Origin of the sequence: Rhizobium sp. BR 317, from assembly GCF_047445835.1 — a bacterium.
In the GTDB taxonomy this organism is placed as follows: domain Bacteria; phylum Pseudomonadota; class Alphaproteobacteria; order Rhizobiales; family Rhizobiaceae; genus Rhizobium; species Rhizobium paranaense.
The window spans coordinates 1-23,689 of record NZ_JARWLB010000033.1; the positions used below are offsets into that span (position 1 = coordinate 1).

24 protein-coding genes and 3 pseudogenes are annotated in these 23,689 nt (G+C 59.3%); 13 read left to right on the forward strand and 14 right to left on the reverse strand.

Annotated elements, in window-relative coordinates:
• Positions 1 to 81: 81 nt before the first annotated feature.
• Both QD357_RS29915 and QD357_RS29920 read right to left on the reverse strand, forming a co-directional pair.
• Positions 82 to 327 carry a hypothetical protein gene (locus QD357_RS29915; protein WP_183941047.1) on the reverse strand — a complete coding sequence of 82 codons (246 nt, stop codon included), beginning with the start codon at positions 325 to 327 and terminating at the stop codon, positions 82 to 84.
• Between the two features lie 320 nt (positions 328 to 647).
• A complete protein-coding gene (locus QD357_RS29920; RefSeq protein WP_414125702.1) occupies positions 648 to 1,505 on the reverse strand; it encodes an SDR family oxidoreductase in 858 nt (285 codons plus the stop codon).
• A 208-nt stretch (positions 1,506 to 1,713) separates the two neighbouring features.
• Between QD357_RS29920 and QD357_RS29925 the strand changes: the two genes are divergently transcribed.
• From QD357_RS29925 to QD357_RS29935, 3 genes are read left to right on the forward strand one after another with little or no spacing between them, the layout of a single operon-like run.
• The gene (locus QD357_RS29925; protein ID WP_414125703.1) at positions 1,714 to 2,151 is read left to right on the forward strand and encodes a PPC domain-containing DNA-binding protein; all 438 of its coding nucleotides are present in this window, start codon (positions 1,714 to 1,716) and stop codon (positions 2,149 to 2,151) included.
• A 17-nt stretch (positions 2,152 to 2,168) separates the two neighbouring features.
• Positions 2,169 to 2,513: a VOC family protein gene (locus tag QD357_RS29930; RefSeq protein ID WP_414125704.1), complete on the forward strand. Its 345-nt coding sequence runs from the start codon at positions 2,169 to 2,171 to the stop codon at positions 2,511 to 2,513.
• Between the two features lie 30 nt (positions 2,514 to 2,543).
• Entirely contained in the window at positions 2,544 to 3,620 is a 1,077-nt protein-coding gene (locus tag QD357_RS29935; RefSeq protein ID WP_414125705.1) for a DNA topoisomerase IB, read from the forward strand.
• Between the two features lie 899 nt (positions 3,621 to 4,519).
• Here QD357_RS29935 and QD357_RS29940 read toward each other — a convergent pair.
• Positions 4,520 to 4,768 carry a hypothetical protein gene (locus tag QD357_RS29940; RefSeq protein ID WP_183941168.1) on the reverse strand — a complete coding sequence of 83 codons (249 nt, stop codon included), beginning with the start codon at positions 4,766 to 4,768 and terminating at the stop codon, positions 4,520 to 4,522.
• 407 nt (positions 4,769 to 5,175) lie between these two features.
• Between QD357_RS29940 and QD357_RS29945 the strand changes: the two genes are divergently transcribed.
• Positions 5,176 to 6,348, forward strand: coding sequence for a DUF2252 family protein (locus tag QD357_RS29945; RefSeq protein ID WP_183941166.1), 1,173 nt, complete (start codon positions 5,176 to 5,178; stop codon positions 6,346 to 6,348).
• Between the two features lie 156 nt (positions 6,349 to 6,504).
• Here QD357_RS29945 and QD357_RS29950 read toward each other — a convergent pair whose 3' ends face one another.
• Complete coding sequence (locus QD357_RS29950; RefSeq protein WP_414125706.1) at positions 6,505 to 7,113, reverse strand: general stress protein; 609 nt, start codon at positions 7,111 to 7,113, stop codon at positions 6,505 to 6,507.
• 25 nt (positions 7,114 to 7,138) lie between these two features.
• Positions 7,139 to 7,450: a PepSY domain-containing protein gene (locus QD357_RS29955; RefSeq protein ID WP_183941161.1), complete on the reverse strand. Its 312-nt coding sequence runs from the start codon at positions 7,448 to 7,450 to the stop codon at positions 7,139 to 7,141.
• A gap of 244 nt (positions 7,451 to 7,694) precedes the next feature.
• On the opposite strand from QD357_RS29955, the gene QD357_RS29960 reads away from it, so the two are divergent.
• The 5 genes and pseudogenes from QD357_RS29960 to QD357_RS29980 form a co-directional block, all read left to right on the forward strand.
• On the forward strand, positions 7,695 to 7,928 hold the full coding sequence (locus tag QD357_RS29960; protein WP_183941160.1) for a DUF2171 domain-containing protein: 234 nt from the start codon (positions 7,695 to 7,697) through the stop codon (positions 7,926 to 7,928).
• A 195-nt stretch (positions 7,929 to 8,123) separates the two neighbouring features.
• Positions 8,124 to 8,590, forward strand: a pseudogene (locus QD357_RS29965) (oxidoreductase C-terminal domain-containing protein); the annotation flags it as partial.
• 81 nt (positions 8,591 to 8,671) lie between these two features.
• Positions 8,672 to 8,971, forward strand: a pseudogene (locus tag QD357_RS29970) (formyltransferase family protein); the annotation flags it as partial.
• Between the two features lie 26 nt (positions 8,972 to 8,997).
• The gene (locus QD357_RS29975) at positions 8,998 to 9,273 is read left to right on the forward strand and encodes a MurR/RpiR family transcriptional regulator (protein WP_414125736.1); all 276 of its coding nucleotides are present in this window, start codon (positions 8,998 to 9,000) and stop codon (positions 9,271 to 9,273) included.
• Between the two features lie 20 nt (positions 9,274 to 9,293).
• Positions 9,294 to 9,543, forward strand: a pseudogene (locus QD357_RS29980) (hypothetical protein); the annotation flags it as partial.
• A gap of 132 nt (positions 9,544 to 9,675) precedes the next feature.
• Here QD357_RS29980 and QD357_RS29985 read toward each other — a convergent pair.
• The 3 genes from QD357_RS29985 to QD357_RS29995 form a co-directional block, all read right to left on the reverse strand.
• Positions 9,676 to 10,221 (reverse strand): RES family NAD+ phosphorylase, encoded by a 546-nt coding sequence (locus tag QD357_RS29985; protein WP_331371190.1) that lies wholly within the window; start codon positions 10,219 to 10,221, stop codon positions 9,676 to 9,678.
• A complete protein-coding gene (locus QD357_RS29990) occupies positions 10,222 to 10,896 on the reverse strand; it encodes an XRE family transcriptional regulator (protein ID WP_414125707.1) in 675 nt (224 codons plus the stop codon).
• Between the two features lie 208 nt (positions 10,897 to 11,104).
• Positions 11,105 to 11,824, reverse strand: coding sequence for a GntR family transcriptional regulator (locus tag QD357_RS29995; RefSeq protein WP_183941156.1), 720 nt, complete (start codon positions 11,822 to 11,824; stop codon positions 11,105 to 11,107).
• Positions 11,825 to 12,040: 216 nt separating this feature from the next.
• Here QD357_RS29995 and QD357_RS30000 point away from each other — a divergent pair, with 216 nt between their 5' ends.
• The 4 genes from QD357_RS30000 to QD357_RS30015 are packed head-to-tail and all read left to right on the forward strand — an operon-like array spanning position 12,041 to position 16,968.
• Complete coding sequence (locus QD357_RS30000) at positions 12,041 to 12,796, forward strand: ABC transporter ATP-binding protein (protein WP_183941154.1); 756 nt, start codon at positions 12,041 to 12,043, stop codon at positions 12,794 to 12,796.
• A gap of 13 nt (positions 12,797 to 12,809) precedes the next feature.
• Positions 12,810 to 13,805 carry an ABC transporter substrate-binding protein gene (locus tag QD357_RS30005; protein WP_414125708.1) on the forward strand — a complete coding sequence of 332 codons (996 nt, stop codon included), beginning with the start codon at positions 12,810 to 12,812 and terminating at the stop codon, positions 13,803 to 13,805.
• Between the two features lie 10 nt (positions 13,806 to 13,815).
• On the forward strand, positions 13,816 to 14,586 hold the full coding sequence (locus QD357_RS30010) for an ABC transporter permease (protein WP_183941151.1): 771 nt from the start codon (positions 13,816 to 13,818) through the stop codon (positions 14,584 to 14,586).
• A gap of 12 nt (positions 14,587 to 14,598) precedes the next feature.
• Positions 14,599 to 16,968 (forward strand): hypothetical protein, encoded by a 2,370-nt coding sequence (locus QD357_RS30015; protein WP_414125709.1) that lies wholly within the window; start codon positions 14,599 to 14,601, stop codon positions 16,966 to 16,968.
• A 157-nt stretch (positions 16,969 to 17,125) separates the two neighbouring features.
• Here QD357_RS30015 and QD357_RS30020 read toward each other — a convergent pair whose 3' ends face one another.
• The 6 genes from QD357_RS30020 to QD357_RS30045 all read right to left on the reverse strand — a co-directional run bounded on the left by QD357_RS30020 (position 17,126) and on the right by QD357_RS30045 (position 23,573).
• Complete coding sequence (locus QD357_RS30020; protein WP_414125710.1) at positions 17,126 to 18,373, reverse strand: SfnB family sulfur acquisition oxidoreductase; 1,248 nt, start codon at positions 18,371 to 18,373, stop codon at positions 17,126 to 17,128.
• 32 nt (positions 18,374 to 18,405) lie between these two features.
• Positions 18,406 to 19,200: an ABC transporter ATP-binding protein gene (locus tag QD357_RS30025; protein WP_414125711.1), complete on the reverse strand. Its 795-nt coding sequence runs from the start codon at positions 19,198 to 19,200 to the stop codon at positions 18,406 to 18,408.
• Between the two features lie 89 nt (positions 19,201 to 19,289).
• Positions 19,290 to 20,624 carry an ABC transporter substrate-binding protein gene (locus QD357_RS30030; protein WP_414125712.1) on the reverse strand — a complete coding sequence of 445 codons (1,335 nt, stop codon included), beginning with the start codon at positions 20,622 to 20,624 and terminating at the stop codon, positions 19,290 to 19,292.
• Positions 20,625 to 20,720: 96 nt separating this feature from the next.
• The gene (locus QD357_RS30035; protein WP_414125713.1) at positions 20,721 to 21,764 is read right to left on the reverse strand and encodes a branched-chain amino acid ABC transporter permease; all 1,044 of its coding nucleotides are present in this window, start codon (positions 21,762 to 21,764) and stop codon (positions 20,721 to 20,723) included.
• 1 nt (position 21,765) lies between these two features.
• The gene (locus QD357_RS30040) at positions 21,766 to 22,662 is read right to left on the reverse strand and encodes a branched-chain amino acid ABC transporter permease (RefSeq protein WP_414125714.1); all 897 of its coding nucleotides are present in this window, start codon (positions 22,660 to 22,662) and stop codon (positions 21,766 to 21,768) included.
• Positions 22,662 to 23,573, reverse strand: coding sequence for an ABC transporter ATP-binding protein (locus QD357_RS30045; RefSeq protein ID WP_414125715.1), 912 nt, complete (start codon positions 23,571 to 23,573; stop codon positions 22,662 to 22,664). The genes QD357_RS30040 and QD357_RS30045 overlap by 1 nt, the downstream gene beginning before the upstream one ends.
• Positions 23,574 to 23,689: the final 116 nt, after the last annotated feature.

A 23,689-nucleotide genomic window follows, 5' to 3' on the forward strand; every position in this document is an offset into this window, starting at 1 on the left:
GCATCAGGGTGTGACACCATCACTGCCTGGTGTGCCTGGTGACATCAAGACTGCGATACGCTTGCGATTTCCCGCCGTCGGTCAGGCGCCAGAGGCTTTCCCTGGCGCCCCGTGGGCCGAACCTTCTTCCTTGACGTCGCGCGGCGTCGGCGTCGTAATGGCGCCATGGTCTGGGTCCCTGACATCCTGTCCCTTCGAACCATCAGCCCCACTTGCAAGCTCACGATCACGGCTTTCGCGCCTCGTGTGTCGCAAGGTCGTTGCTTCTTCGATCAGGGAAGTCAGTTCCTCGTCGGAAAAGTCGGATAGATCAATGGTCCTACTCATGATGGTCTCCTAATCCGGTTCTCACATGCCAAACCCGCCGCATTGAAGCGTGCCCCATGCAGGGTTCCAGCGGACACCCCGGACAGCTTCACATAGATGGGGAGGGTTTCGCCACCGACCATCTTGTTTCGCGCAATCCGGTTCCATTTCCTCGCCCGGGAATATCGCATCGTCCTCGCCGGGGCGTGCGACCTTCCGGATAAATCCTCTTATCTGGTTGCCAGAGTGATAGAACTTGATGACAATGCAACCCGGCGGAGCGGCGTTCTTGCGATATTGTCGATAGATCTCCATCTGCTCCCCCTGATTTCACAGCGTCCCTATAGGATCGGTTTGCCTCCCGTCACGGCGACCGTCGCCCCCGAAACGTAGCTCGACAACGGATCAGCGAGCATGACATAGGTCGTCGCGAGTTCGGCAGGCTGGCCCGGCCGCTTCATCGGGACCTGCTTTCCGAAATTCTCGACCGCCTCCTTGGGCATGGTCGACGGAATGAGTGGCGTCCAGATCGGGCCGGGCGCCACCGCATTGGCGCGAATGCCTTTCTGCGCGAGCAGTTGCGCAAGACCGGCGGTGAAGTTCTGGATGGCGCCCTTGGTCGTGGCATAGGCAAGCAATGTGGGATTGGGATTATCCGAATTGATCGAGGCGGTGTTGATGATGGCGCTTCCCGGTTTCATATGCGGAACAGCGGCCTTCGTCAGATAAAACATGGCGTGAATATTGACCTTGAAGGTCAATTCCCATTCCTGGTCGCTGATATCGCCGATGTCGTGGAAGCTTGCCTGGTGCGCGGCATTGTTGACGAGGATGTCGATCCCGCCGAGTTGCGCGATCGCCTCCTCCACGATTGCGCGGCAATGCTGCGGATCCTGAATGTCACCGGGAACGAGAACGGCCTTACGTCCTGCGTCCTCCACCCAGCGCCGGGTCTCCTCCGCATCGTCGTCTTCATCCAGATAGGCAATGACCACATCGGCGCCTTCGCGTGCGAAGGCAATCGCAACGGCCCGGCCGATGCCGCTGTCGCCGCCGGTAATAATCGCTTTCTTGCCAGTAAGCCGGCCCGATCCCCGATAGGACTTTTCGCCATGATCCGGCACCGGTTGCATCGCCGCGGTATGACCGGGCATCGGCTGCTGCTGCGACGGAAATGGCGGCGTGGGATGCGTGACCATGGCTTCCTCCTTGCTGTCGGTAAACTCCCATTCTCAACCACCGGCCCCTCGCTTGGTTCCCGAAAAGAGAAAAATCAGCGGGGAACAAACGAAAATCACGCTGCCGTTTTCCAGGAACCTTCCCGCTCCGCTGCAGTTCTAAAACCGAGTTTCGGGGTCCGCGCGGCCATTCGTTCACAACCCGCATAGGGATAGCGAGGTCATTGCCATGAATTTCAAACAGATCAACGAGACGAACGGTCAGCGCACCTATGTCGTCGTGCTCGATGCGCAGGAAGAAGCGTTCTCCACTCTCAGCAACTTTGCCACCACCTATGAGATGACCGCCGCGTCGGTCACCGCGATCGGCGCGTTCGAAAAAGCAACCGTCGGCTGGTTCGATTTCGCCAGTCGCAGCTACCGCAAAATTCCGGTCGCGGAGCAATGCGAGGTTCTGAGCCTTCTTGGYGACATCGCGACCGGCGACGACGGCAARGMAAGCCTGCATCTCCATGCCGTTCTGGGCCTAAAGGACGGTTCCACGCGCGGCGGTCACTTCATCGACGGCATCGTGCATCCGACATTGGAAGTCACGATCATTGAGACGCCCGCATACATGCACCGCCGGCATCACAAAGACCTCGGAATCGCCCTCATCGAACTCTGAACTGCCGAGCGTTGCGCTTGGCTATTCGCTCCATTCCGCAAGACATCTACAGTTTAGGTGCCCCGCTGCTATATTTGTCGCCTGCCTTGCCCTGTGGCAGCCTAGAGGTCCATCTCATCGTCAATCCGGCAGGCACGTTCCGTAAAAGCCCCACGATCGACCGCAATGATTGGCACTTCGCTTTTCGTACCGATGACTTCGATGGTGTTGTCAAACGGCTTGCAGACCTCGGCTTTCGAGATGACCTGCCTGAAAGCGATCCAAAGTGCCTGCTGATCTTCCGCTCCGGCCCTGCCCATTTCCCGCAGCTCTATCTTCGCGATCCTGACTTGAACGTCGTGGAGGTCAATGGAGCGCTGTAAGAGTTCTCGCCCTTGCCGCGTGTGGATCCGATGCCTTCAAAGGCAACCAGTTCGAAAGCCCCATCAACCGCTAAGCATGCGATTGGCGACGAGTCCGATATCGTTTACCTCGCCGCATTGGACAGCGGCATAACCCGCAGGAAGGGCCGCAAAGGCTTTCTCTATKACGACGAGCGGGGAAACCGGATCAACAAYGAGGCGGAACTCTACCGCATTTCTGCACTCGCTATTCCGCCCGCCTATACCGATGTCATTATTTCACCCGATCCGAGGTCGCACTTGCARGCCGTCGGCCGCGAYGCCAGAGGACGCAAACAATATCGCTACCATCCGAATTGGATCGCAGAGCGCGGTCGGGAAAAGTTCGCGCAGCTCGTGGAGTTCGCTCATGCATTGCCTGATATCCGCAAGCGGATCGATAGCGACCTTCGCCGCAGGAAGCCCGGATTGGCAAAGGCGCTCGCCACSGTCGTCTGGCTGATGGACAAGCTTTTCATCCGCATCGGCAACGAGGCCTATGCGACRGAAAACGGTTCCTATGGGCTGACCACCTTGCGCAGCAGGCATGTCAAACTGGTTGGATCGCGCCTGCAATTTCGCTTCAAGGGCAAATCCGGCAAGGAATGGCGGTTGAGCTATGCCGACCGCCGCATCATACGCGCCATACGAATGCTGCAGGAATTGCCGGGCCAGCATCTGTTCCAGTACCTCGATGAAGACGGCGCTCTCCATCCGATCCGCTCGCAAGACGTCAACGCCTATATTCGGGAGGCCACGGCCGGCGACTTCAGCTCGCGGCAATTCCGGATCTGGGGTGCGACGCGGATGGCTGCTTCGGCATTGGCCGTCGTACCGCCGGTCGCCAATGCCGYCGGGCGGGCAAGGCAGATAAACGAGATCGTCGACAGAGTGGCCGCGAAACTGGTGAATACACGGGCCGTCTGCCGAGGATCCTACATACATCCGGGCGTGTTCGAAGGTTTCGAGGACGGCAGCCTGGCGAAGATCGCCAAGACGAAGGTGAGGAAAAGATCCAGCATTCTGAAATGGTTGGATGAAGACGAGGTAGCGGTACTGCGCTGGCTTGAAGAACTGGATCGTAGGTGAGCGTGACCTATCGCGATCGGCCACGATCCGAGAGACGAGCCGGTGGCTGTCCGCGGAGCACAACTGATGGCGTGCCCGACATTGCCGCTCGTTCGATCCTGTGACGAACCGCTATTGTTCCCATGATGGGAAGGTTCGACACTGCTTGTCGCCGTTGAACGTGACCCAGCCAGGCGAAAGTGTGGGGTTCGGATTATCCATATTTGCGCGAGCGGGCGAGCGGCGTGCAAGTCACTACGCCTCCTATCGTCGAGAGGACAATAATCATCAGCCTTTCGACGGGTCGCGTCGAGCATATAAGCCGCCTAGCGAAAGAGTGCAGCCTTAGCTACTAAGCAATATATGTTCGATCCGATTGCAGCCCCTTCTAGGCTTCGCTGGCGCCCCGCTTTGATGTCTTCGCGGTCAACCGCATCCGGCGACGTCTGATCGCTGGGGCCCAAGGAAACCTTGGCAAGCTCGCTGCGCGAGTGTCTGTGATCAACGCCATCTCGGCTTGTGCGTCGTGTTGTATCGCAATTCGCAAGCTGTCGCGAACTGCCCAAAAAGTTGGAGAAGCCGTGTTTCCTCTTTGCTCGAAAGGCTGTGCTGGCTGCAAAAATCCTTGACTGACCATAAGCGGTTCGCAGTTTGATGGTTTACCTTCTTTGGTTGGACGTATTGCATTCAGATCCTCCTGCCAAATTACAGGACGATAGCGAAGGTTACATTAGATTGATATAAAATAAGACATATCTGGATGAAGTGACCGACGCTCGATATTCTACTACGGGCGATCAACCGGTCCAGGGAACCCGCTGCTGGCAGGGTCGCCGCCAAGTGCGAGTTGCCTTGGAGGTAGGGCAAAGTGCGAATCTTCCCTACCCGTATCGCAACGGCGTCGCTTGCAATTTGTCCCATCAAGGCGGGAAATTATCAGTATCTGTAGTGCGATGCCGGTCATTAATTCCCACGAGCTCGACGAGCTGTTGTTCGTCATGGATCCCTTCCCTGAAGAGCTCGATGATCATTGCTGCGACTTTCTCGGCCTCTTCAGTTTCGCGCGCAATGTTCCTTGACAGCACAATGGCATCAAAGGCACGCTGACAGGTGTCTAAGTCAATTGAATCGAGAGCCAAATCACGCTTACTGAGATACCTGCTGATCATTCCTTTCCTTGCTCCTCGCGTATTTGCCGACTGGAAATGATGTAATTTTCAGCCTCTACGATTTCAAGAATTCGACGGGGAACCGGAACCCTCGTGTGACGTTTTCAGATTAAGTACGCTAAGCCACTGTCATCAGACTGAATATCGCTTTTTCGGCTTAGGTCTCTGAGTTGCACTCCCAGACAGCCTCCCCGTCATCACATGGTGGCGGGTGTTTTTGCGCTGATCGCAGCGCGGCCACTGTGGATGGTGAGACGCTGGAGATCCGGACTAAACCCGGGTGCAGGATATGACGCACGACAGAAGGCCCTTCTATTTCACGGACGATCTAACGGACGCCTGCTCATAGTTGCCACATTCTGGCATCTTGGCATCCTTTGCGGTGTGTGCAATGCGGATATAAACTAATGAGTGCTAAGGATCGCGATTCTTTTCTAGACTCCAGGCGAACCCTTAAAATGGCGCGCTCCCCGGAAACATACATACGCGGCACGACCAAGCTATTTTATGAATGGTTGGACCGATGCTCGCAGTTCATCCCGGAGGGACCCGCCGTTTGGATCTGCGGTGACTGCCATCTGGGCAATCTGGGCGCCTTGGCGGATCGCGATGGCGAGGTCGCCGTTCAGATCAGGGACTTCGATCAGACGGTCATCGGCAATCCCGCACACGATCTCCTCCGGCTGGGGCTTTCGCTCGCCTCGGCCGCGCGGGATTCAGACTTGCCTGGTGTTACAACTGCGAGAACGCTGGAAGCGCTCATTGCCGGATATGAGGCCGCATCTTTGGAAAGCGAAGCAAGTACACCGCACCTGCACCAACCCAAGGACATCAGAAAGCTTCTCAAGCACTCTATCCACAGACGTTGGCGAAACCTCGCAATGGAGAGTTTTCAAACGAAACACCCGTTGCTCCCCCGCAACAAACGCTTTTGGCCCCTCCACAGAGCCGAGCGCGCCGCAGTTCTCGCGCTTTGCAAGGAGAGGGAATTAAGAGAGATCGTAATGGGCTTCGAGAAGTTGACGGCTAACGATCGGAAGGTGCTGGATGCTGCTTATTGGATCAAGGGCTGCAGCTCGCTTGGCCGCCTGCGATGCGCGGTTTTGGTCCGAGACGGCAAGCACGGGGCGGTTTCGCTGCTGGATATCAAGGAAGCGGTCCCCGCCGCCGCGCCATCGGCCTTCGAAGCAAGAATGCCGCGAGACTACGCCGAGAGGGTGGTTGCGGGAGCGAAGGCGCTTTCGCCCAATCTTGGCGACCGGGTGGTGGCTTCGAAAGTGATGGATAAGGCTGTTTTCGTTCGCGAAATCGCACCGCAGGATATGAAAATCGAGATCGATCGCCTCGCCGGACATGAGATCCAGGCGATTGCGCGCTACCTCGGCGGGGTCGTAGGGCACGCTCATGGTCGACAGATGGATGGTCAGGATTGGCGCTCGTGGACCAACGAACTTGAACGTGAGCGCAGGAAAAACCTGCATGCGCCGTCGTGGCTTTGGTCGAGTGTAGTCGAACTTCTATCCATCCACGACAAGGCTTATCTCGAGCACTGCCGGCAATTTGCGCTGGCACACCACTAAGGGCGATCGCGTCCTGCCATCCAGGGAACTTGCGGGAGGGCAACGTCTTCCTTCCCGCGATCGCGTTCGGCCGATTTCTTTATGTCGCCGGAATTTCGCGCCTTTACGGTGGAAGCGGGCTGCTTAAGCTCGCCTCCCGCTTTTTGCAAAAATGCCTCACAGGCGATACCGGCGCAGGCGTTCGCGTTCGGCCGCGATTTCGTCGTCGGTATAAGGATCGGCGGTTTCATCGAACCGGCTCCATCCCTGCTCCACATAACTGGCACGCCGAGACGCCATGTCGACCGGCCGCGTMCCGTTGAGAATTGCCTGGGCTTCAGTAACGCGCGCGTCCTCCACCTTCGCCGCTACGAGCGAGCCGCCTCGACGAATACCTTCGGCATAGATATTGGCATCCTCTTCCGGAACACCCTCTCGTATCATCGCTCCGACGATGCCGCCGACGGCACCACCAGCAACTGCTCCAGCGGCGGCGCCGGCGGCCGTCGCAACCAACCATCCCGCGGCGACCACCGGGCCGACACCGGGAATTGCGAGCATTCCAAGCCCAGCGAGCAGTCCCCCTGCACCGCCCGCAACGGCGCCGAGACCGGCGCCCGTTCCAACGCCTTCTGCTGCGCGGCTTCCTTGTCCTTCGACATCAACGCCGCTGGCCTTATTCGTGACAATACTGATGTTATCCGACGGGATGCCGGCCTCTTCCAATGCCTTAACGGCGGAACGAGCATCGTTATAGTCGTCATAAAGTCCGGTAATCGTTCTCATTGGGGCTGTTTCCTTCTGTTGTCGGTTATTTCGCCATCGTCACATTTCCCTGGAAATCCAAGGAGACGTTCGCTTGCTTGCCATCTTTCATCGCAGTCCCTCGCCAGACACCTTGATCATCGAGCTTGAGGCCGCTGACATTGGTGTATCCCGCGTCGGCGATACGGGATTTTGCCTGGTCCTCGGTAAAGCTGTTTTTGCCGGCGACCGGAGCGCCTGGATTTTGTTGGGTATTCACTGCTGGCGTGGTCTGCGAGGTTGATGGTGTTTGGCTTTGAGCGAATGCCGCTGTTGCTGCCATCAAAAGAGTGGCAGCAAGAATGGAGAGTGTTTTCATTGGCGTTTCCTCCTGTTGCGCAGACCAAACATTCCGAAACTTTATTTGTTCCAACCATTTAATTGTGGTGGATTCTGCCTGTGGGCACGCCATCGAGCCGACTGCGAACGAATGCATCGCAGACAAAACGTGGCTTGCATCGTTACCTACACTTGCCTCCTCATTTCCGGAGAAGGCGAGCGAGCGGAACCAACGCTGGGACAGGACGTTGCAAATTCATACCCGCCAACGAAAGGAATACGTCATGATTTCCGCAACTGACATTCGCGAACACATGGAAGTAAAAGCAGCCGATGGTTCACGCGTCGGGATCGTCGATCACATGGAAGGCTCAGATCGTATCAAACTGACGAAAAGCGATTCCCCTGATGGTCAGCATCATCTCATCCCGCTTGATTGGGTTAATCACGTGGACGCGCACGTGCATCTGGCTAAGAACGCCGACGAAGTGCGTCGCCAGTGGTCATCCGCGAACTGATGATATCTTGGGGTGGCTTTAGGCCACGCAATACGTGGCGAGCCGCCATAGTTGCGGCGGTGGGAGAGGACGTTCCGTCCCAGCCGTCTCAGCGGGTGGCTTGTAGCTGGCGCAGGGCCGAATGGCAGCATGTTACGCCTTTGAAGTTCGAGTGAACACGGTTTTCTATCCGATCCAGGCGGCCCACGAGAAACTAACAGCATTGCGGTCGATCAGTGTCTGCGCAGCTTCGACCCCGATATCTTCGCCGCCGGCGATTGCTGCTCCTTCCCGGTCGGCATCTATGACGGTCGCCGCGTGCGGCTGGAATCCTGGCGCAGTGCGCAGGAACAGGCCCTGCTCGCAGCGGCAAACCTGATGGCGCGGATGAGCCGCTGCGCAGCGTGCCATGGTTCTGGTCCGATCAATACGATCTTACCCTATAGGTGGCGGGGCTCGGCGATCGCGCAACACATTCGGTCCGCCGGGAGCTCGCCGACGGCGCGTTCATCATCTTCCAGCTCGACAATGCCGGGCGACTGCTCGCGGCAAGCGGGATCGGGCCCGGCAATGCAGTCGCGMGCGACATAAGGCTTGCCGAAATGCTGATTGCCAAAGGCGCAGTGATCGATGCAGCAACGCTTGCCGCACCCGGGACCAAGTTGAAATCGCTCCTCGCCTAGCGGCGAAGCAACCGATATTTCAAAACATGCGGGCCGCGTCGCCGGCGCCGCCAAGGATAGAACTCACCATGGAATCCCACGTCCTTCAAGGGGGCCAATCCCTACAAGCAAGCCTTCGAGCGCGGGGGGAAGCTGATCGGCGCCACCGCCCATTATGTCTCCGCCGATCTCGACGAGGGGCCAATCATCGAGCAGGACGTCGCCCGCATTACCCATGCACAGTCGGCATCCGACTATGTCTCGATCGGCCGAGATGTGGAGAGCCTGGTTCTCGCCCGCGCCATCCACGCCCACATCCACAATCGCGTCTTCATGAACGGCAACAAGACGATCGTCTTCCCGCCGAGCCCGGGATCGTATGCCTCGGAACGCATGGGCTGAGACGCCGTAGCAATGGAGCAAAGGACATGAAGGCACGCGAGGATACCGCAACACCGGCGACCTTGGCAGAACTGAAGCAGTTGCTCCTGAGACGTCGCAAATTGATCCCGACACAGGCTGAGACTGTGCTTCGCTTGGCGCTCGAACGTCCCGATATCGTGGCATTTGCGACAGCCAAGTCTCTTGCCACCCAATGCAACGTCGCCCAGACGACCGTGCTGCGTGCCTCGAACCTTGCCGGGTTTCGACGGTTCAGGGAGTTCAGATCCGCTTTCAGGTCCTATTTGAAAAACCGAAAATAAGTCCCTGCTGTTCGAAGCCATCCGCAGTCGCGCAACTTCATGCCCGCATCAATCTCGCTGATCCCACCCCGAGTATCGAAGAGCCTGGCAGTCTCGATCCCAAGGGGACCGCCTATCTGAGCCTGGATCGCCGTCAGCAAGACGATGGAGGAAGCGGCGAACTGGGAAGGTGTCAAATACAACAGCGTGCGCGTCAAGATCGCCGAAACCAAAAAACGCTTCGACGTGCGTGCCTTGAGTAGATTCGAACTGTCGTTCTACGTCCGGTAGCCACTGCCCGACGAACGTTCACGTTCCTAGGAAAGCGGCCACCACTGCAGAGGTTCGCGCCTCTGTCGCTGGTTTCTCAAAACAGGCTGACCCGGAGGTCATTGATCACAGCGGCAAGGCCGGTCGCGCCTACTAAGGGCACACCGGAGCGAGTTTTGAGACGGCGCGTCCGAATACCGCGATGTTCGTGTGTCCGTTGAGCCGCGAAGAATAGATGATGCCGTCCGGCCGGGATTTGTGCTCGTGAAACGCCAGCGACCACGCACGCGCCAAGCTTTGTCGCGAGGATTTCGCGACGTCCGTCGGAACTCCCATTCTGAGAGCATGATCATCGCGCAGATCGACAAGGCGAAGTTCTTCTGTCGTTTTGATCTCGGCGAACCGCCGTGCATGAATTTCGTTCTCCTCAATCGGGAGATCTCCGATCAGACCGTCGCGGCGGTCGCGAAGCACGGCCGCCAGAAAGCACACCTTGAGCGTATCGCCCAAATAGAGCACACCGAACCGCCTTGCGGCGTCACGCCGGCGTGGATCGCTGAACCGGCTCGGCGTCTTTCCAAAGCCCAACGGGTCGGGAAAGGCGCTCGCATAGATCCGGCCGAAACGAGACCCTGGAGGAACGACTTCGAGATCGAGTGACGAATGTTCGAAACCGGCAGGCGGCCTGATACCGGTCATTTAGCGAAAGTCACCGCGGGCGACACTTTCGGCTGCGGCAATCGCATCGGCGTCCCGACCTCGCTTCAAGGCATCGAGTCCCGTGCGACCGTCAAGCGCCCCATGTGGCGAGACCAGAAAGCGGTACACCGCCCAGGATCCTGCCAAGATTTCATGCAGTTTTGGGAGCGCGGCATAAGGGCGACCGTCGTCATCGAGTTGCCACACCGGGAAACGAAAACCACGTTTGGCACCGTCCAGGCCAAGCACCTGTCCGCTTTGACGCTTCGTGTTGACCGTGACCCGCGAAACGCCCAAGAGATCMGAAAACGCGTCTGCGCTCAGCATATCATCGTCGCCCAGGATCTCTGCGACACGACGGCGACCGCGTTCCCGCGCAGCCGCCAAAGCGGCGGAGAGTTCTTCGTCCTGTTTGGAACCCTCTTCCACCGGGAACGCATGTTCAACTTCCGACGGGTCTTCCTGGACAATCGAAATCATCTGCGCTCCGGCGAGTGGATCAACAACGACGCGGAAGCTAACTTGGTGACCAGCCTTCTGGCTGAGTTCGACAGCCTTGGTATACTGCCTGAGGAGGGCTTTCTCGAAGTCGGCTTTTCGGGGTAATTTCATCGAGAATGCGATGCTAGGAGCTTCGCCTTTGAGTTCGCTTGCTGTCGTTTTCGTGACGGGCATGACAACCAACCTTTCATGATCTGAAGATAGGCGACACGAGACAACTGGTCAAGTTTGTTAAGTTTGTAAAGCCGCATAACGCTTTTCCATCCACGCAACGGTCTTTCGCGAGACGGCCCCGTGTTTCGGAATCGATTGCATCCCTTAAAAGGAATCGAACCGATGATCACTGGATCAGCGATGCTGGAATAGCTTGAAATCCTCTATATTAGATAGACATTCGATTACCGAGGACAAATTTGTATCGCTCGGGCCGGATGAAGAATTCCGACCACTCGGCGCAAGCGCCATGATCGAAATATGACGTTCGTTCGAGGACGAGCAAAACAGTATTTGCGGTAGCGCCGATCAAGGACGAGATGCGAGGCGGTACGGCGCGTGCGCCTATCGCGATCTCGGCGGAGGCAATATCGGCACCGGCTTTGTCTTTGAGGAGAGCATAAGTCGGCCGTTGTTCGGCCGTTTCCAAATCCAACTCGGACATGACAGCGGGCAGAAGGCTTCGGCCGAGGGCAATGGGCTCGTCGTCGACCATATGAAGGCGCTCCAACAGCGCGCATTTTGCTCCGAACAACGAGACAAGTGCCGACGGCGTTTCAATCGCGGTCAGTTCGACGATCCGCATGGTGGCATCGAAACCCTGCACCTTCAGCGACTCGTGAAAACTGCGCAGCGTATCGATCTGATGGCGTACCTGCTTGCCGGCGACGAAAGTGCCTTTGCCTTTCCTGCGCTCAATCAGCCCGTCCTTGTCGAGCTGCTCGAGCGCTAGGCGGACAGTGACGCGGCTGACGTCGAAGCGCCCCATGATCTGCGATTCCGATGGCAGTCGTCCGGAGGGCTCGTATGTCCCTTCAACGATCTCACGACGAAGGCGATCGGCGATCTGGAGGTACATCGCCACCGGATTGTTGCGTATCAGGCTCATTGATTTCCTATCGAGGTTGAAAAGACCATGGACTCTTGCAGCTTTGGAATAGCGTTCTCCTTTGCCGCCGGACAAAGAAAGGCTCCATGTTGATGACCTGTATTATAATGTATTACAACTTGGGCCAATTCCAATCCTAGGTCATTCGAACGCAATATGGCATTTGTTTCCCCAGCTCGGCAGCAGTCACACGGTGCCACCTTCTCGGTGAATGGCATGGGTTTTGCCTACCCCGAAAGCCGACGTAGCATATTCGAACGGTTTTCGCTGGAAGCCCGCCCGGGAGAATTCGTGGCGGTTCTGGGGCCGTCCGGTTGCGGCAAGTCAACGCTGCTGAATCTCCTATCCGGCTTCCTGCGCCCGCAATCAGGGCATGTCACCATAGACGGGGCGCCAGTTGCGCCAGAACATCCGGCGCTCGGATATGTGTTCCAGTCACCCAATCTTTTCCCCTGGCTGAGCGTGCTGGAAAATGTCCGTTTCGGCCTTCGTATGAATCGAAGGGGAACGCCGCAGGAGCAAAGGGCCATCGCGCTCAATTTTCTGCGGCTTGTCGGTCTGGAAGAGCAAGCGGAGGACCCTCCTCACCGGCTCTCGGGTGGCCAGCGTCAGCGCGTTGCGCTTGCGCGCTCACTGGCGCTCGAGCCGCGCCTTCTGCTCATGGATGAGCCTTTCGCGGCACTCGACTCCATGACGCGTTCAGCCCTCAATGACGAACTGCTTCGCATCTGGTCGAGCTTGGGGCAGACCGTGCTGTTCATCACGCATGACATCGACGAAGCGATCTATCTGGCGGACCGCGTCCTGGTCCTCGGCCTGCCTCCGACCGGCATCACGGCCGAAGTGACAATCGATTTGCCGCGTCCGCGCGACCAGCGCGGCACGCGAGCCGATCCATTGTTCGCGCAACTGCGCGAACGGCTCTCCGAGCAAATCGCCAAGCTCACGGCCGGCAATCAACGCGTTATTTGAAAAGGACTATTCGATGAAAAGCATTTTTCCTGCAGTTCTTCTCGCTTTTGCGGCAGCTTTGCCCGCCMATGCTGAGGATAAGCAACCGCTCCGCATTGGCTGGGTGCAGGCGATGGCGAATGCGCCTGCCTTGATCGCCGAGGAGAAAGGCTATTTTCAGGAAGAGGGATTGACCGTTGAACTCAAGGGTTTTGGCGATGGTCCGGTCATCCAGCAGGCAGTGGCTGGAGGCGAAATCGATGTGGCCTATATCGGTGCGCCGCCGGTCTATCAATGGGCCGCGCGCGGCCTCGACGCGAAAATTATCGCCAAGGTGAATTATGGTCAGGCGGCCTTGATCGCGAGGGCCGATGGCTCCATTCGGTCGCTCTCAGACCTCAAAGGCAAGAAACTCGCTGGCGTCAACAGGGGAAGCGGCATGGATGTGCTGCTGCGCGGCTTCGTCCTGAAGGAGGCCGCCGGCCTCAATCCCGACGCCGACCTCCAACTATCGCAGATGCCCGTGGGCAATATGAACGCCGCCATCGATACCGGCGTGGTGGATGCCGCCTTTTCATGGGAGCCCTTCATCAGCCAGTCGGTGCTCCGAGGCACAGGCCGCATCGTCTTCGATGTGAACGGCGCTCTGCCTGGCTACCCGTGGTATGTCGTGGCAGCACCTGCAAAAACGCTGAAGGAGCGGCCGGACGACCTCGTCAAATTGCTGCGGGCCAATGCCAAGGCCGTCGCCTTTCTCCGGAAGAACCCTGAAGAGGCCAATCGGATCATCGCGCAGGGTTTCAAGCTGGAATCCGTGAAGGCCGCTGATGGAAGTATCGTTCCGCCGGAAGTGATCGTTGCGGAAGCCAGGAAACGCCTTGGCTGGTCCGCCGAAATCGAGCCATCCGACCGCGCCTTCATCCAGCGACTCATCAACTACTCCGTCGATCTCGGCATTCTCAATAAACCGCTGAATGTCGACGACATCATTGACGACAGTTTTGCCGCGAAGGCGGCCGCTCAGCGGTGAGATCCGATCAATGAAGAAATTGAACGCGCGGCTGCATTTTCCGCAACCGTCCTGGCGCTGGGCAGCGCTTCCGTTCCTGCTTGTGGTGTGGTGCCTGGCGGCAAGCCGGGTTCCGTCCTACGTGCTGCCACAGCCCTGGGAGGTGGCAGCCGAGGGACTGCGCTGGGTCCAGTCCGGGGAGCTCGGCCGCCAGTTTCTGGCCAGCTTGTTGCGGGAGTTCGGCGGCTTCGGCGCGGCGATCGTGGCAGCGCTCATTATTGGCGTGTCCGCCGGACTTTGGCGGCCATTCCGGGAGTTCGCCCAGCCTCTGCTCGGCCTGTTCATGGCGATCCCTCCGATTGCCTGGGCGCCGCTTTCCCTGATCTTCTTCGGCCTCGGATATCTATCGATCGCCGTGGTCATATTCATCGCGTCGGCCTTTCCGATGGCCGTGACGATCCAAGAAGGCGTGCTCTCCATTGGCCGCGGCGAGGTGCACGCCGCCCGCATTCTGGGCGCCAAACGATTTCAACTGTTGGCGCATGTGTATCTTCCTGCCTCCCTCCCCTTCCTGATCGCCGCATTACGCATCGGCTTTGCGCAGGCATGGCGCGCGCTCGTCGCCGCCGAGATGATCGGCGCCTCCCAAGGGATCGGCTGGATGGTCGCCATGGGCGGGCAGGTTGGCAATTCGGCGCAGGTGCTTCTCGGCATCGCGCTGATTGGACTTACAGCGTGGCTCATGGAGAGCCTCGTGTTTCGACGGATAGAGCGCCGCTACGAAGGCTGGCGCGGACAATAACGGACCTCTCCCATGACAGAGACTTTGCCGCGTAAGGCGCCCCAAACCACCGTACATTCACCAGCCGGCCTTGCCGCCTATTTCGACACGCTTCCCTTCCTCGGCCGTCTCACCTGCCAGAGACAGACGCTGACCGCCGGCGAGTGGACTGAACTGGAACTTGTCTATGAGGTCGGTGCTGTCGGCCTTGCCGATGGCGCATGGCTGAAGCTCGCCTTCAAATTCTATTCCGATTGGGCATTATTCCAGACAACGGACCCGACGGGCGCCAACTACGTTTCCGCCGAGTATCATGCCGGACCGCTGGTTCTTGGCCAGAGCCCGGCGACGGTGCAGGCGCTGAAAGTGCGCTTCGACCAGAAGGGGCACGAGCGTCCCTTCCAGAAGGCCGTCATCATCGATGTCGTCGACGGCTACCTCAATCCCGGCGACAGAATCGTCATCCGCCTCGGCGATCGGCGGCAGGGCGGGGCCGGCACTCGTGTGCAGACTTTCGTGGAAAAGGCATTCCGTTTCCGGCTGTTCATCGATCCGTTGGGAAGCTCGAAATTTGCCGAAGTGCCGGGCGACTGCAAGCTCGAAATCTCGGCCGGCCGGCCCCACGCCCTTCAGGTCATGGCTCCGCGCCTTGTTGGCCTCGGCCAATCCTTCGATGCGATCGTGCGCGTCGACGACATATGGGGGAACACCTGCCGTGACCGCAATTTGCGGGGCACGCTGGTAATCACCGCTCCCGATGCGACGCAACGCACGGAGGCGATCGCGCTAGCCGCGCAGGACTGGACATTCGCGCGGATTTCCGGCCTTTCCTTCACTGAAACCGGCGAGTGGAAACTGGAAGCACGGCTGGAGGACGAAGCTTTTGTMGCCACAGCCCTCGCCTATGTGCAGAGTGAAGAAGGCGCCTCGCGTCCACTCTACGCGGATCTGCACGTTCACTCCGACAACACCGTCGGAACCAACGACGCGACCTATAATCTCACCTATGGACGGGACATCGCCGGACTTGACGTGGTGGGCTATACCGTCAACGACTTCAACATCACCGAAGCGAATTGGGACAAGGCCGTGGAGATTATCCATGGCCTCAATGAGCCCGGCCGCTTCGTCTGCTATCCGGGCACCGAATGGTGCGGCAACTCCGCAGCCGGCGGCGACCGCAACGTCGTCTTCCTTCGTGACGGCAAGCCGCGCTTCCCCTTTGATGAAAAAGGGCAGTCTCTTCGCTCTTTCGAATGGAATGAGACCACCGCCGKAACGATCCGACCCGGCGTGTGGCCGGTCGATCGGCTCCATACCGCCTATCAGGACGATCCGGAGGGCCATTTGCTGATCCCACATGTGGGCGGCCGGCGCTGCATTCTGGATTGGAACCACCCGGAGCTGGAACGTCTCATCGAGATTGGTTCCGCCTGGGGACAATTCCATTGGCTCTACACCGAAGCACTCGCGCGCGGATACCGGGTCGGTGCTTCGGCTGCGAGCGACGAGCACCAAGGCCGATGCGGTGGCGGTGCACCGGCGACCGGAACGTTCGGTTCGCGCGGCGGACTGACGGGCGTCATCGCCGACCGCTTCGATCGTGCCGGCGTCGGCAGCGCGCTCCGAGCACGGCGTACCTTTGCCACGACCGGTGAACACAGTTTTGCTGTTCTGTCCCAGGGAAAACATTTGATGGGCGAAGTGTTCAACGCCGAACTTAACAAGCCGCTCTCCTATCGTCTGCTCGGCCATGCCGGCTGGGAAGAGGTTCAACTCTATGACGGCGATCGCCTCGTGTGGAGCCGCGATCTGCATGCGGAGGCGGGTTTCAGCGAACGCAGTGTCCGCATCCGTTTCGGCGGTGCGCGCATCAAGGATCGCTATCGGGCGGCTTACTGGAGCGGCGATGTCGCCGTGACTGGCGCGGCGCTTCTTGATGTTTATGGGGTCGGCTTTGACCATCCTGAACAGAGCGTGTGGCGCACGGGCCTTGGCAAGCTTGGCTTTAGAACGGCAACGCATGGCGATATCGACGGTATTGAGCTGAAGCTCTCCGATCTGCGCGACGCTCACATCACCATCGACGCCAAACTCCACGGCTACAGCAAGATCGGCGACCCGCTTCAGCCGCCGCCGCATGTGCATGCCCCCGAGGCAAGGCTGGGAGTTAGTGGGAAAGATCTGATTGCGAAGGGCTCGGTCACCCTCGACCTGCCGGGCGTCGAGCTGCGCCTTATCGTGGAAAGGGTKACAGACCAGCCTTTGCCGCGAGATCTTGCTGGCGAGATCTCGCTCAACAAACTCGAGCTCGATCCGGGGCGAGAGCATCCGTTGTTCCTGACGGCGCGTCAGCGGGACCAATCGCGAATTTGGACGTCTCCGCTGTTCTTGAAGCCTTGAAAATTATTGCTTCTAGACGCGACGGTCGGTTGTGGCTCCTCTCACCGTCGGCCCGCTTTGCCTCCATCATGTATTTGGCAGAGGCCGCATTTGGTTTGCTTGCCACGAGCCTTGAGGTCTCTCACGCCGAAACGGCGCAAGAGACCTCTGCGGATCGTCAACTCCACGCATGCAGCGGGGGATTTTCGCCATTCAGGAAGTATCTTCCGAGAATGGCGTATTTCCAGCGCACAGGGTCATGGAGCGTATGGGTGCGCGCATTGCGCCAATGGCGATCGAGATTGTGCTCGGCGAGCGTTGAGCGGGTGCCGGCCAGCTCGAACAGCTTGTTGGTCGCCGCAATTGCGATTTCGGTCGACAGGATCTTGGCCTCGGCCGTCACGATCTGCGCCTCAGCTACAGTGTCGGCATTGGGGTTCAACACAGCGCGGTCGATTGCATAACCGGCTTTTTCTAGAAGCGCTTGCGCGGCATGCAGGCGCAGCGTCAAATCGCCGACGGCCTGGATCGTATAAGGATCCTCCCAGGCATGATCCTGGCCGCTATCCACCCACGCCCGGCTCTTTGTGCGCACGAAGGCAACCGTCTCGTCAATGGCGGCCTGCGCGATACCGGTGTCGACGGCAACCTGGATGATCTGGAAAATCGCACCATCGGCGGTCGGCACTTCATAGCCCTTGTATCCGGGCACGAGATGGGTCTTCGGCACTTTGACGTTGTCGAGCAGAACGGTGCCCGACAGCGTCGTGCGCTGCCCAAACGAGGACCAGTCATCGATGACGGTGAGCCCTGGCGCATCCCGCTCCGCTATCGCATACCAGGCCCGCCCCTCGTCATCGAGCGCGACGATCGGCACCAAATGCGCCAGCAACGCACCGGAGGAATAGAACTTGCGCCCGGTGACGACAACGTGGTCGCCGGCATCGGTGAAGCGCGTTTCGAAATCGACCGCCCGTTTGGAACCGAATTCMGAAAACGCGTTGCCGAAGCGGGTGCCTTTCAGCACCTCGGCGAACAGAAGCTTCTGCTGGGCGGGATCCGATACGGTCCGGATCGCGGCGACGACGCCCAGATGGTTTTGGGCAATCTGGCCGATCGAGGAATCGGCTGCCGATATGATCTCGATGACCTTTGCGAGCGTGGCGTACGAAACCTCCGGCCCGCCGAAGGCTTTTGGCACATTGATGGACCACAAGCCGCTTTGCGAAAAGGCATCCAGTTCGGCGACGGGCCATATGCGTTCGCGGTCGCGCTTGGCCGAGTCCTTCACGAATTCGGCCGCAAGCCGGCGGGCAACGGCGATTGCCTCAGCATCGTCCTTGATGACATGGGCAGGTTCGGCCGGGCGAGGAACGGCAGGCACAGCCTTGACGGCATTTTCGGTATTGACCTGTGAGAGCGTCATGATGGTTTCTCCTGGTTGACGATGACGGCCGATCAGGCCGGTGGGAGGTTTGTTGCTGCGGGTGTGAGTACCGGCATGGATTTCTGACCGAGATAAAATGCCTTGACGTCGTCGCGCCCGCGCAGCTCGGCTGCATTTCCCGAAAGCACAGCAGCGCCGTTTTCGAGGACTGTCGCGCGGTCGGCGTAACGCAGGGCGATCGCCGAATTCTGTTCGGCAACGAGAATGGAAAGGCCGCTTTCAACATTCAGCCGCCGCAGCGTCCGGAAAATATCCTGCACGACGATCGGCGCCAGCCCCATGGACGGTTCGTCGAGCACCAGCAGCTTTGGACGTGACATCAGCGCGCGTCCGATCGCCGCCATTTGCTGTTCACCGCCCGAGGCAAGGCCGGCCGACGCGCGGCGCTTCACCTTCAGCCGGGGAAAAATCGTGTAGATTCTCTCCAGATCCGCGGCGATCTCAGAGCGCGAGCCGCTCCGTCCGATACCGCCGGAAACGAGATTTTCTTCGATGGTCAAATTACGGAAGCAATGCCGGCCCTCAAGGACCTGCACGAGACCGGCGCGCACCAATTCGGCCGGCGTTGCCGTAGTGACGTCGCGGCCCTCGTACAGGACGCCGCCGGCGGTAATCTCGCCGCGCTCGGCCGGAAGCAGATTCGAAATCGCCTTGAGCGTCGTCGTCTTGCCGGCGCCGTTAGCACCTAGAAGGGCCAGAATCTCGCCGCGGCGCAATGTAAAGCTGACACCGTGGAGCGCCGTGATTGCTCCATTGTAGGTCGCTTTGATCCCGTCCACGCTCAGCAGAACGTCTTTTCCAGCCATGGTCCACCCAATCTCGGTGTGGTTTCGTGTGCGAGCCGGGCATCGGCAGAAAGCAGCAGGGCCGCGCTGCCGATGCCCAGCCACGGGGCTCAGTTCGTCACGGCCTGTGCGTCTTCAGATGTGCGCAACTTGATGCCCTTTTCCTTGGCGTAGGCTTCCGAAGATTTCTCGATGATCGGCCGGAGCAGTGCCCAGTCCGGCGCAATCCAATCGGAGACGACGTTCCACTTCTTGCCGTCCCACTGCTGGAAGGTCACGTAGCCGTTGCCCTCGTGATTGTCCCAGGCGACGTTGATGGAATGGAACAGGCCTTTGGCGCCAAGCGCCTCGACGCGAGCCGGATCAAGCTGGAGATGCTCGAAGCCCCAGCGAACCTCGTCGCCGGTCAGGGTGCGGTGTCCGAACTTTTCCTGGGCGATACGGATCGCCTCGACATTCAGGATACCGTTGACGATGCCGAGATTGTGGTAGACGGAGCCGATACGCTTCTTGTCTTCGAGATTGCCCTTGCCGTTGTCATAGAGCGTTTTCACAATCTCCTGGACGATTGGATATTCCGTGCCGGAGGCTTGGGTGGTGATGGCGGTATATCCCTTCGCGGCGTCGCCGGCCGGGATCACGTCCTCTTCCGAGTTGGACCAGACATTGCCGATGATGTGGTCGGCAGGAAAGCCGGTCTTGGCCGCGGTTTTCAGGGCGACCGGGTTCATGACGCCCCAGCCGCGCAGCACGACATAATCCGGCTTGGCGCGGCGTATCGTCAGCCATTGCGCCTGTTGTTCATTGCCCGGATGCGGTACTTCGATCTGCTGCAGTTCGAAGCCATATTTCTGCGACAGGAGTTCATAGATCGGGATCGTTTCCTTGCCGTAAGGCGAGCCGTGATAGAGCACGACGATCTTCTTGCCCTTCAGCTTGTCGAGACCGCCGAGCTTGGAGCCGATGTAGTTCACGATGCCCGAGGTCTCGCTGTAGGGATTGAGCAGCAACGGAAAGACATAGGGGAAAACGCGGCCGTCGGTGGAATCCGTGCGACCGTGGTTGATGGTGATCAACGGCACCTTGTCCTGCGTGATGCGGTCGATCATGGCGTAGGCGATGCCGACGGAAAGGGGATTCCAGGCAGCAATATTCGGATTGCTCTTGAGGCGCTCATAGGCCTCGACGCCACGCTCCACCTCGTACTGCGTTTCCGCTTCCGACCAGGTGAGCTTGACGCCGTTAACGCCGCCGTCGCGCGTGTTGATGAGGTTCAGGTAATCGATGAAACCGCCGAAGAAGCCCGTGCCGCCGGCCGCATAGGGCCCGACGCGATAGCTCTGCAGCGGGAAATATTGTTCGTCTGCATGGACGGCCGGTATCGCAACCGAGACGGCCAGTCCAGCCGCAATGACAGCGGCCTTCAATTTCGCAAGCATCGTCATATTTGGATACACTCCGGGTATTGTCCGGTGTAATGGCCGGAACTGGGTTGAACGAGCGATGGGTTTGGTGTTTTCGGAGCTTCTGCCCCGGCGTGGTCAGGCCAGCCTGCCGATGGGAGAGCCCAACCGCATTCGGATCTTGCTCCAGAGGGAGGAAAGCCCGTCCGGTTCGAGGATCAGAAACAGAATGATCAAGGCGCCGAGCACGATGCGCTGGCTCATATCGAGCACGCCGGAATCGAAGACATCACCAAGCAGGAACGAGCCCAGCCGGGACAGCACGAGCGGGAAGACGACGATGAGAGCGGCGCCGAGAAAGGCGCCCCGCGTCGACGCAACCCCGCCGATGATGATGATGAAAAGGATCTGGAACGATCGGTCGAGATTGAAGCCGGCCGGCTCGACGGTCCTCAGATAGGAAAAGGCCCAAAGCGCTCCCGCGACCGCGATGATGAAAGAGGAGATCGCGAAGGCCAGCAGCTTGGTTTTCAGCACGGGCACACCGATGATACGGGCCGCTATCTCATTGTCCCGAACGGCGATGAAGTTGCGGCCGGTTTGAGAGGTCGTCAGCCGATGCGCCAGGAAGGTCAGCACCACGACGATCGTAAGCGAAAAGAGATAGCGGCCTGCCGGGCCTGTAAATTCCACGCCGGCAAGCGTCAAAGGCGGCGCATCGATGACCCCGGAGGCAGAGTCGTTGGAAAACCAGCTAAATTTGGTAAGGGCCCATTGCACGAAGAACTGCGCGGCAAGCGTCGACACCGCCAGATAAAAGCCCTTCAATCTAAGGCTTGGCAAGCCGAAGATGATGCCGATCGCCGCCGCTACAAGGCCGGCCAGCAGGATACTGACGATCAAAGGCAGGCCATCGATACGCAGGTTGAAATTATACGCGGCAAAGGCACCGACGGCCATGAAGGCCGCGCTTCCGAGCGAGACCTGACCTGCATAGCCGGTAAGCAGATTCAGTCCGACACCGGCAAGGCTGAGCGCCAGGAACGGCAAAAGGATCGCCTCGAACAAATAGGTCGAACCGATAAAGGGGACGAGGAGATAGGCGCCCGCAAGGATGGCAATCGGCGTCAGCCAGCGGCTGAAGAGCCGTGTGGGATGAAGATCGGCGGTAACGACAACCATATCAGACCCTTTCCACGAGCTTTTGCCCAAACAGGCCGGAGGGGCGGATGAGGAGGAAGGCGAGTGCTGCGACATAGGCGATGCAGCCTTCGATGCCGCCGCCGAAATATTCGCCGATATAGACTTCCGCGAGCTTCTCGGTCGCGCCGATTAACAGACCGCCGACGATCGCGCCCAGAACGGAATCGAAGCCGCCGAGGACGAGGACGGGCAGCGCTTTCAGCACCACCAATGACAGAGAGAACTGCACGCCGAGCCGCGCGCCCCACAACAGGCCGGCAACCAGCGCCACGACACCGGCAGCCGCCCAGACCGTTGCCCAAATCCAGGGGAGTTTAAGCCCGACCGCAAGTGCAGCGAACTGATCGTCCGCGACGGCCCGGAATGCCAGCCCAATTCGGGTGTAGCGGAAGAAGGCAGACAACACCGCCACCATCGCGGCAGCAACTGCCGCCGCAAATAGATCGAACTGGCTGATGAACACACCGCCGACATCAAAGGGAACATCCTCGATCCCCAGCTCCAGACGGTGGACCTGCGTGCCCCAAATGAGCTGAGCTGCCCCCTCGATGATATAGGAGAGCCCAAGTGTCGCCATGAAAAGCGTGATCGGCGGCTTGTTGGTCAATGGCCGCAGCACCGTACGCTCGACGGCGAGACCGATCAGCACCATGACGATGAAGGTAAGGACAAGCGCGAGCGCGAAGGGAAGGCCGCGCTCAAGCAGGCTGACGAAGGTCAGCGCGGCAAACAGCAACATCGCCCCTTGCGCGAAATTGAGGACGCCCGACGTCTTGTAGATCAGCACGAAACCGATGGCGACGAGCGAATACATGATGCCCGACAGCAAGCCGCCAACCAGCACTTCGATCAGAAACAGCCAGTCGAAATCTGCCATCAGATGCCCTCCCCATCCTCGTTTTCTGCGACAACGCCGAGATAGGCGTCAATGACGCGCTCGTCGGCACGAATTTCGGCTGGGCTGCCATCGGCGATCTTGCGCCCGTAATCGAGGACTGCGATCCGGTCGGAAAGCTGCATGACCACGCCGATATCGTGTTCGATGAGGATCATCGTCGTGTCATACTGATCTCGGGCGGACCGGATGAAGTCCGCCATGTCGTTCTTTTCGCTCGCCGTCATCCCAGCCATGGGCTCGTCCAGAAGCAGGATCTTCGGTTCGGCCACCAAGGCGCGGGCCAGTTCGACGCGTTTTTGCAGCCCGTAGGGAAGCGTGCCTACGAGACGATCGCTAACCTGATCCAGATGCAGGAACTCGAGGATACGGGCCGCCCGCTCGCGCGCATCCGCCTCTTCGCGGCGTGCGCGGCCAAGGCCAAGGATCTGCCCGGCAAAGGTCGAGCGCACCTTATACGCTCGGCCGGCGACGACATTATCGATGACGCTCAAGCCCTTGAACAAGGCGAGGTTCTGGAACGTACGGGCAACGCCGAGCGATGCCAGCCGTTCCGTCGGCACATGGCGATAGGAGTTGGAACCGATTCGAACATGGCCATGGTTCGAGCGATAGACACCGCTGATAACGTTGATCAGCGAACTCTTGCCGGCGCCATTTGGACCAATGATCGCCCGGATCTCCCCCGGCTCGACAGAAAGGTCTACATCGACCAAGGCAGCGACGCCACCGAATGACAGGCTGATGCCATGCAAAGAGAGAGCATGGGTCGCTTCGTCATGCTGCGGGATGCCGCCGGTCTTGCCCGGTGGCAACGCGCGGGCAATCTGGTCGCCGGAGCCCCGCAGCGTACCGGGATCCAGCACGTCAAGGGAATAGGTCGCGGCAGGCATTCAGTGTCCTCCATTCGGCTCGGGCGCGGCTTGAACATGCCACGCCGATCCCGTCGGCGTGGACCAATCGGCCCACGCGCCGATCATGTTTCACTTGCGAGGTATTTTGCTGCAGC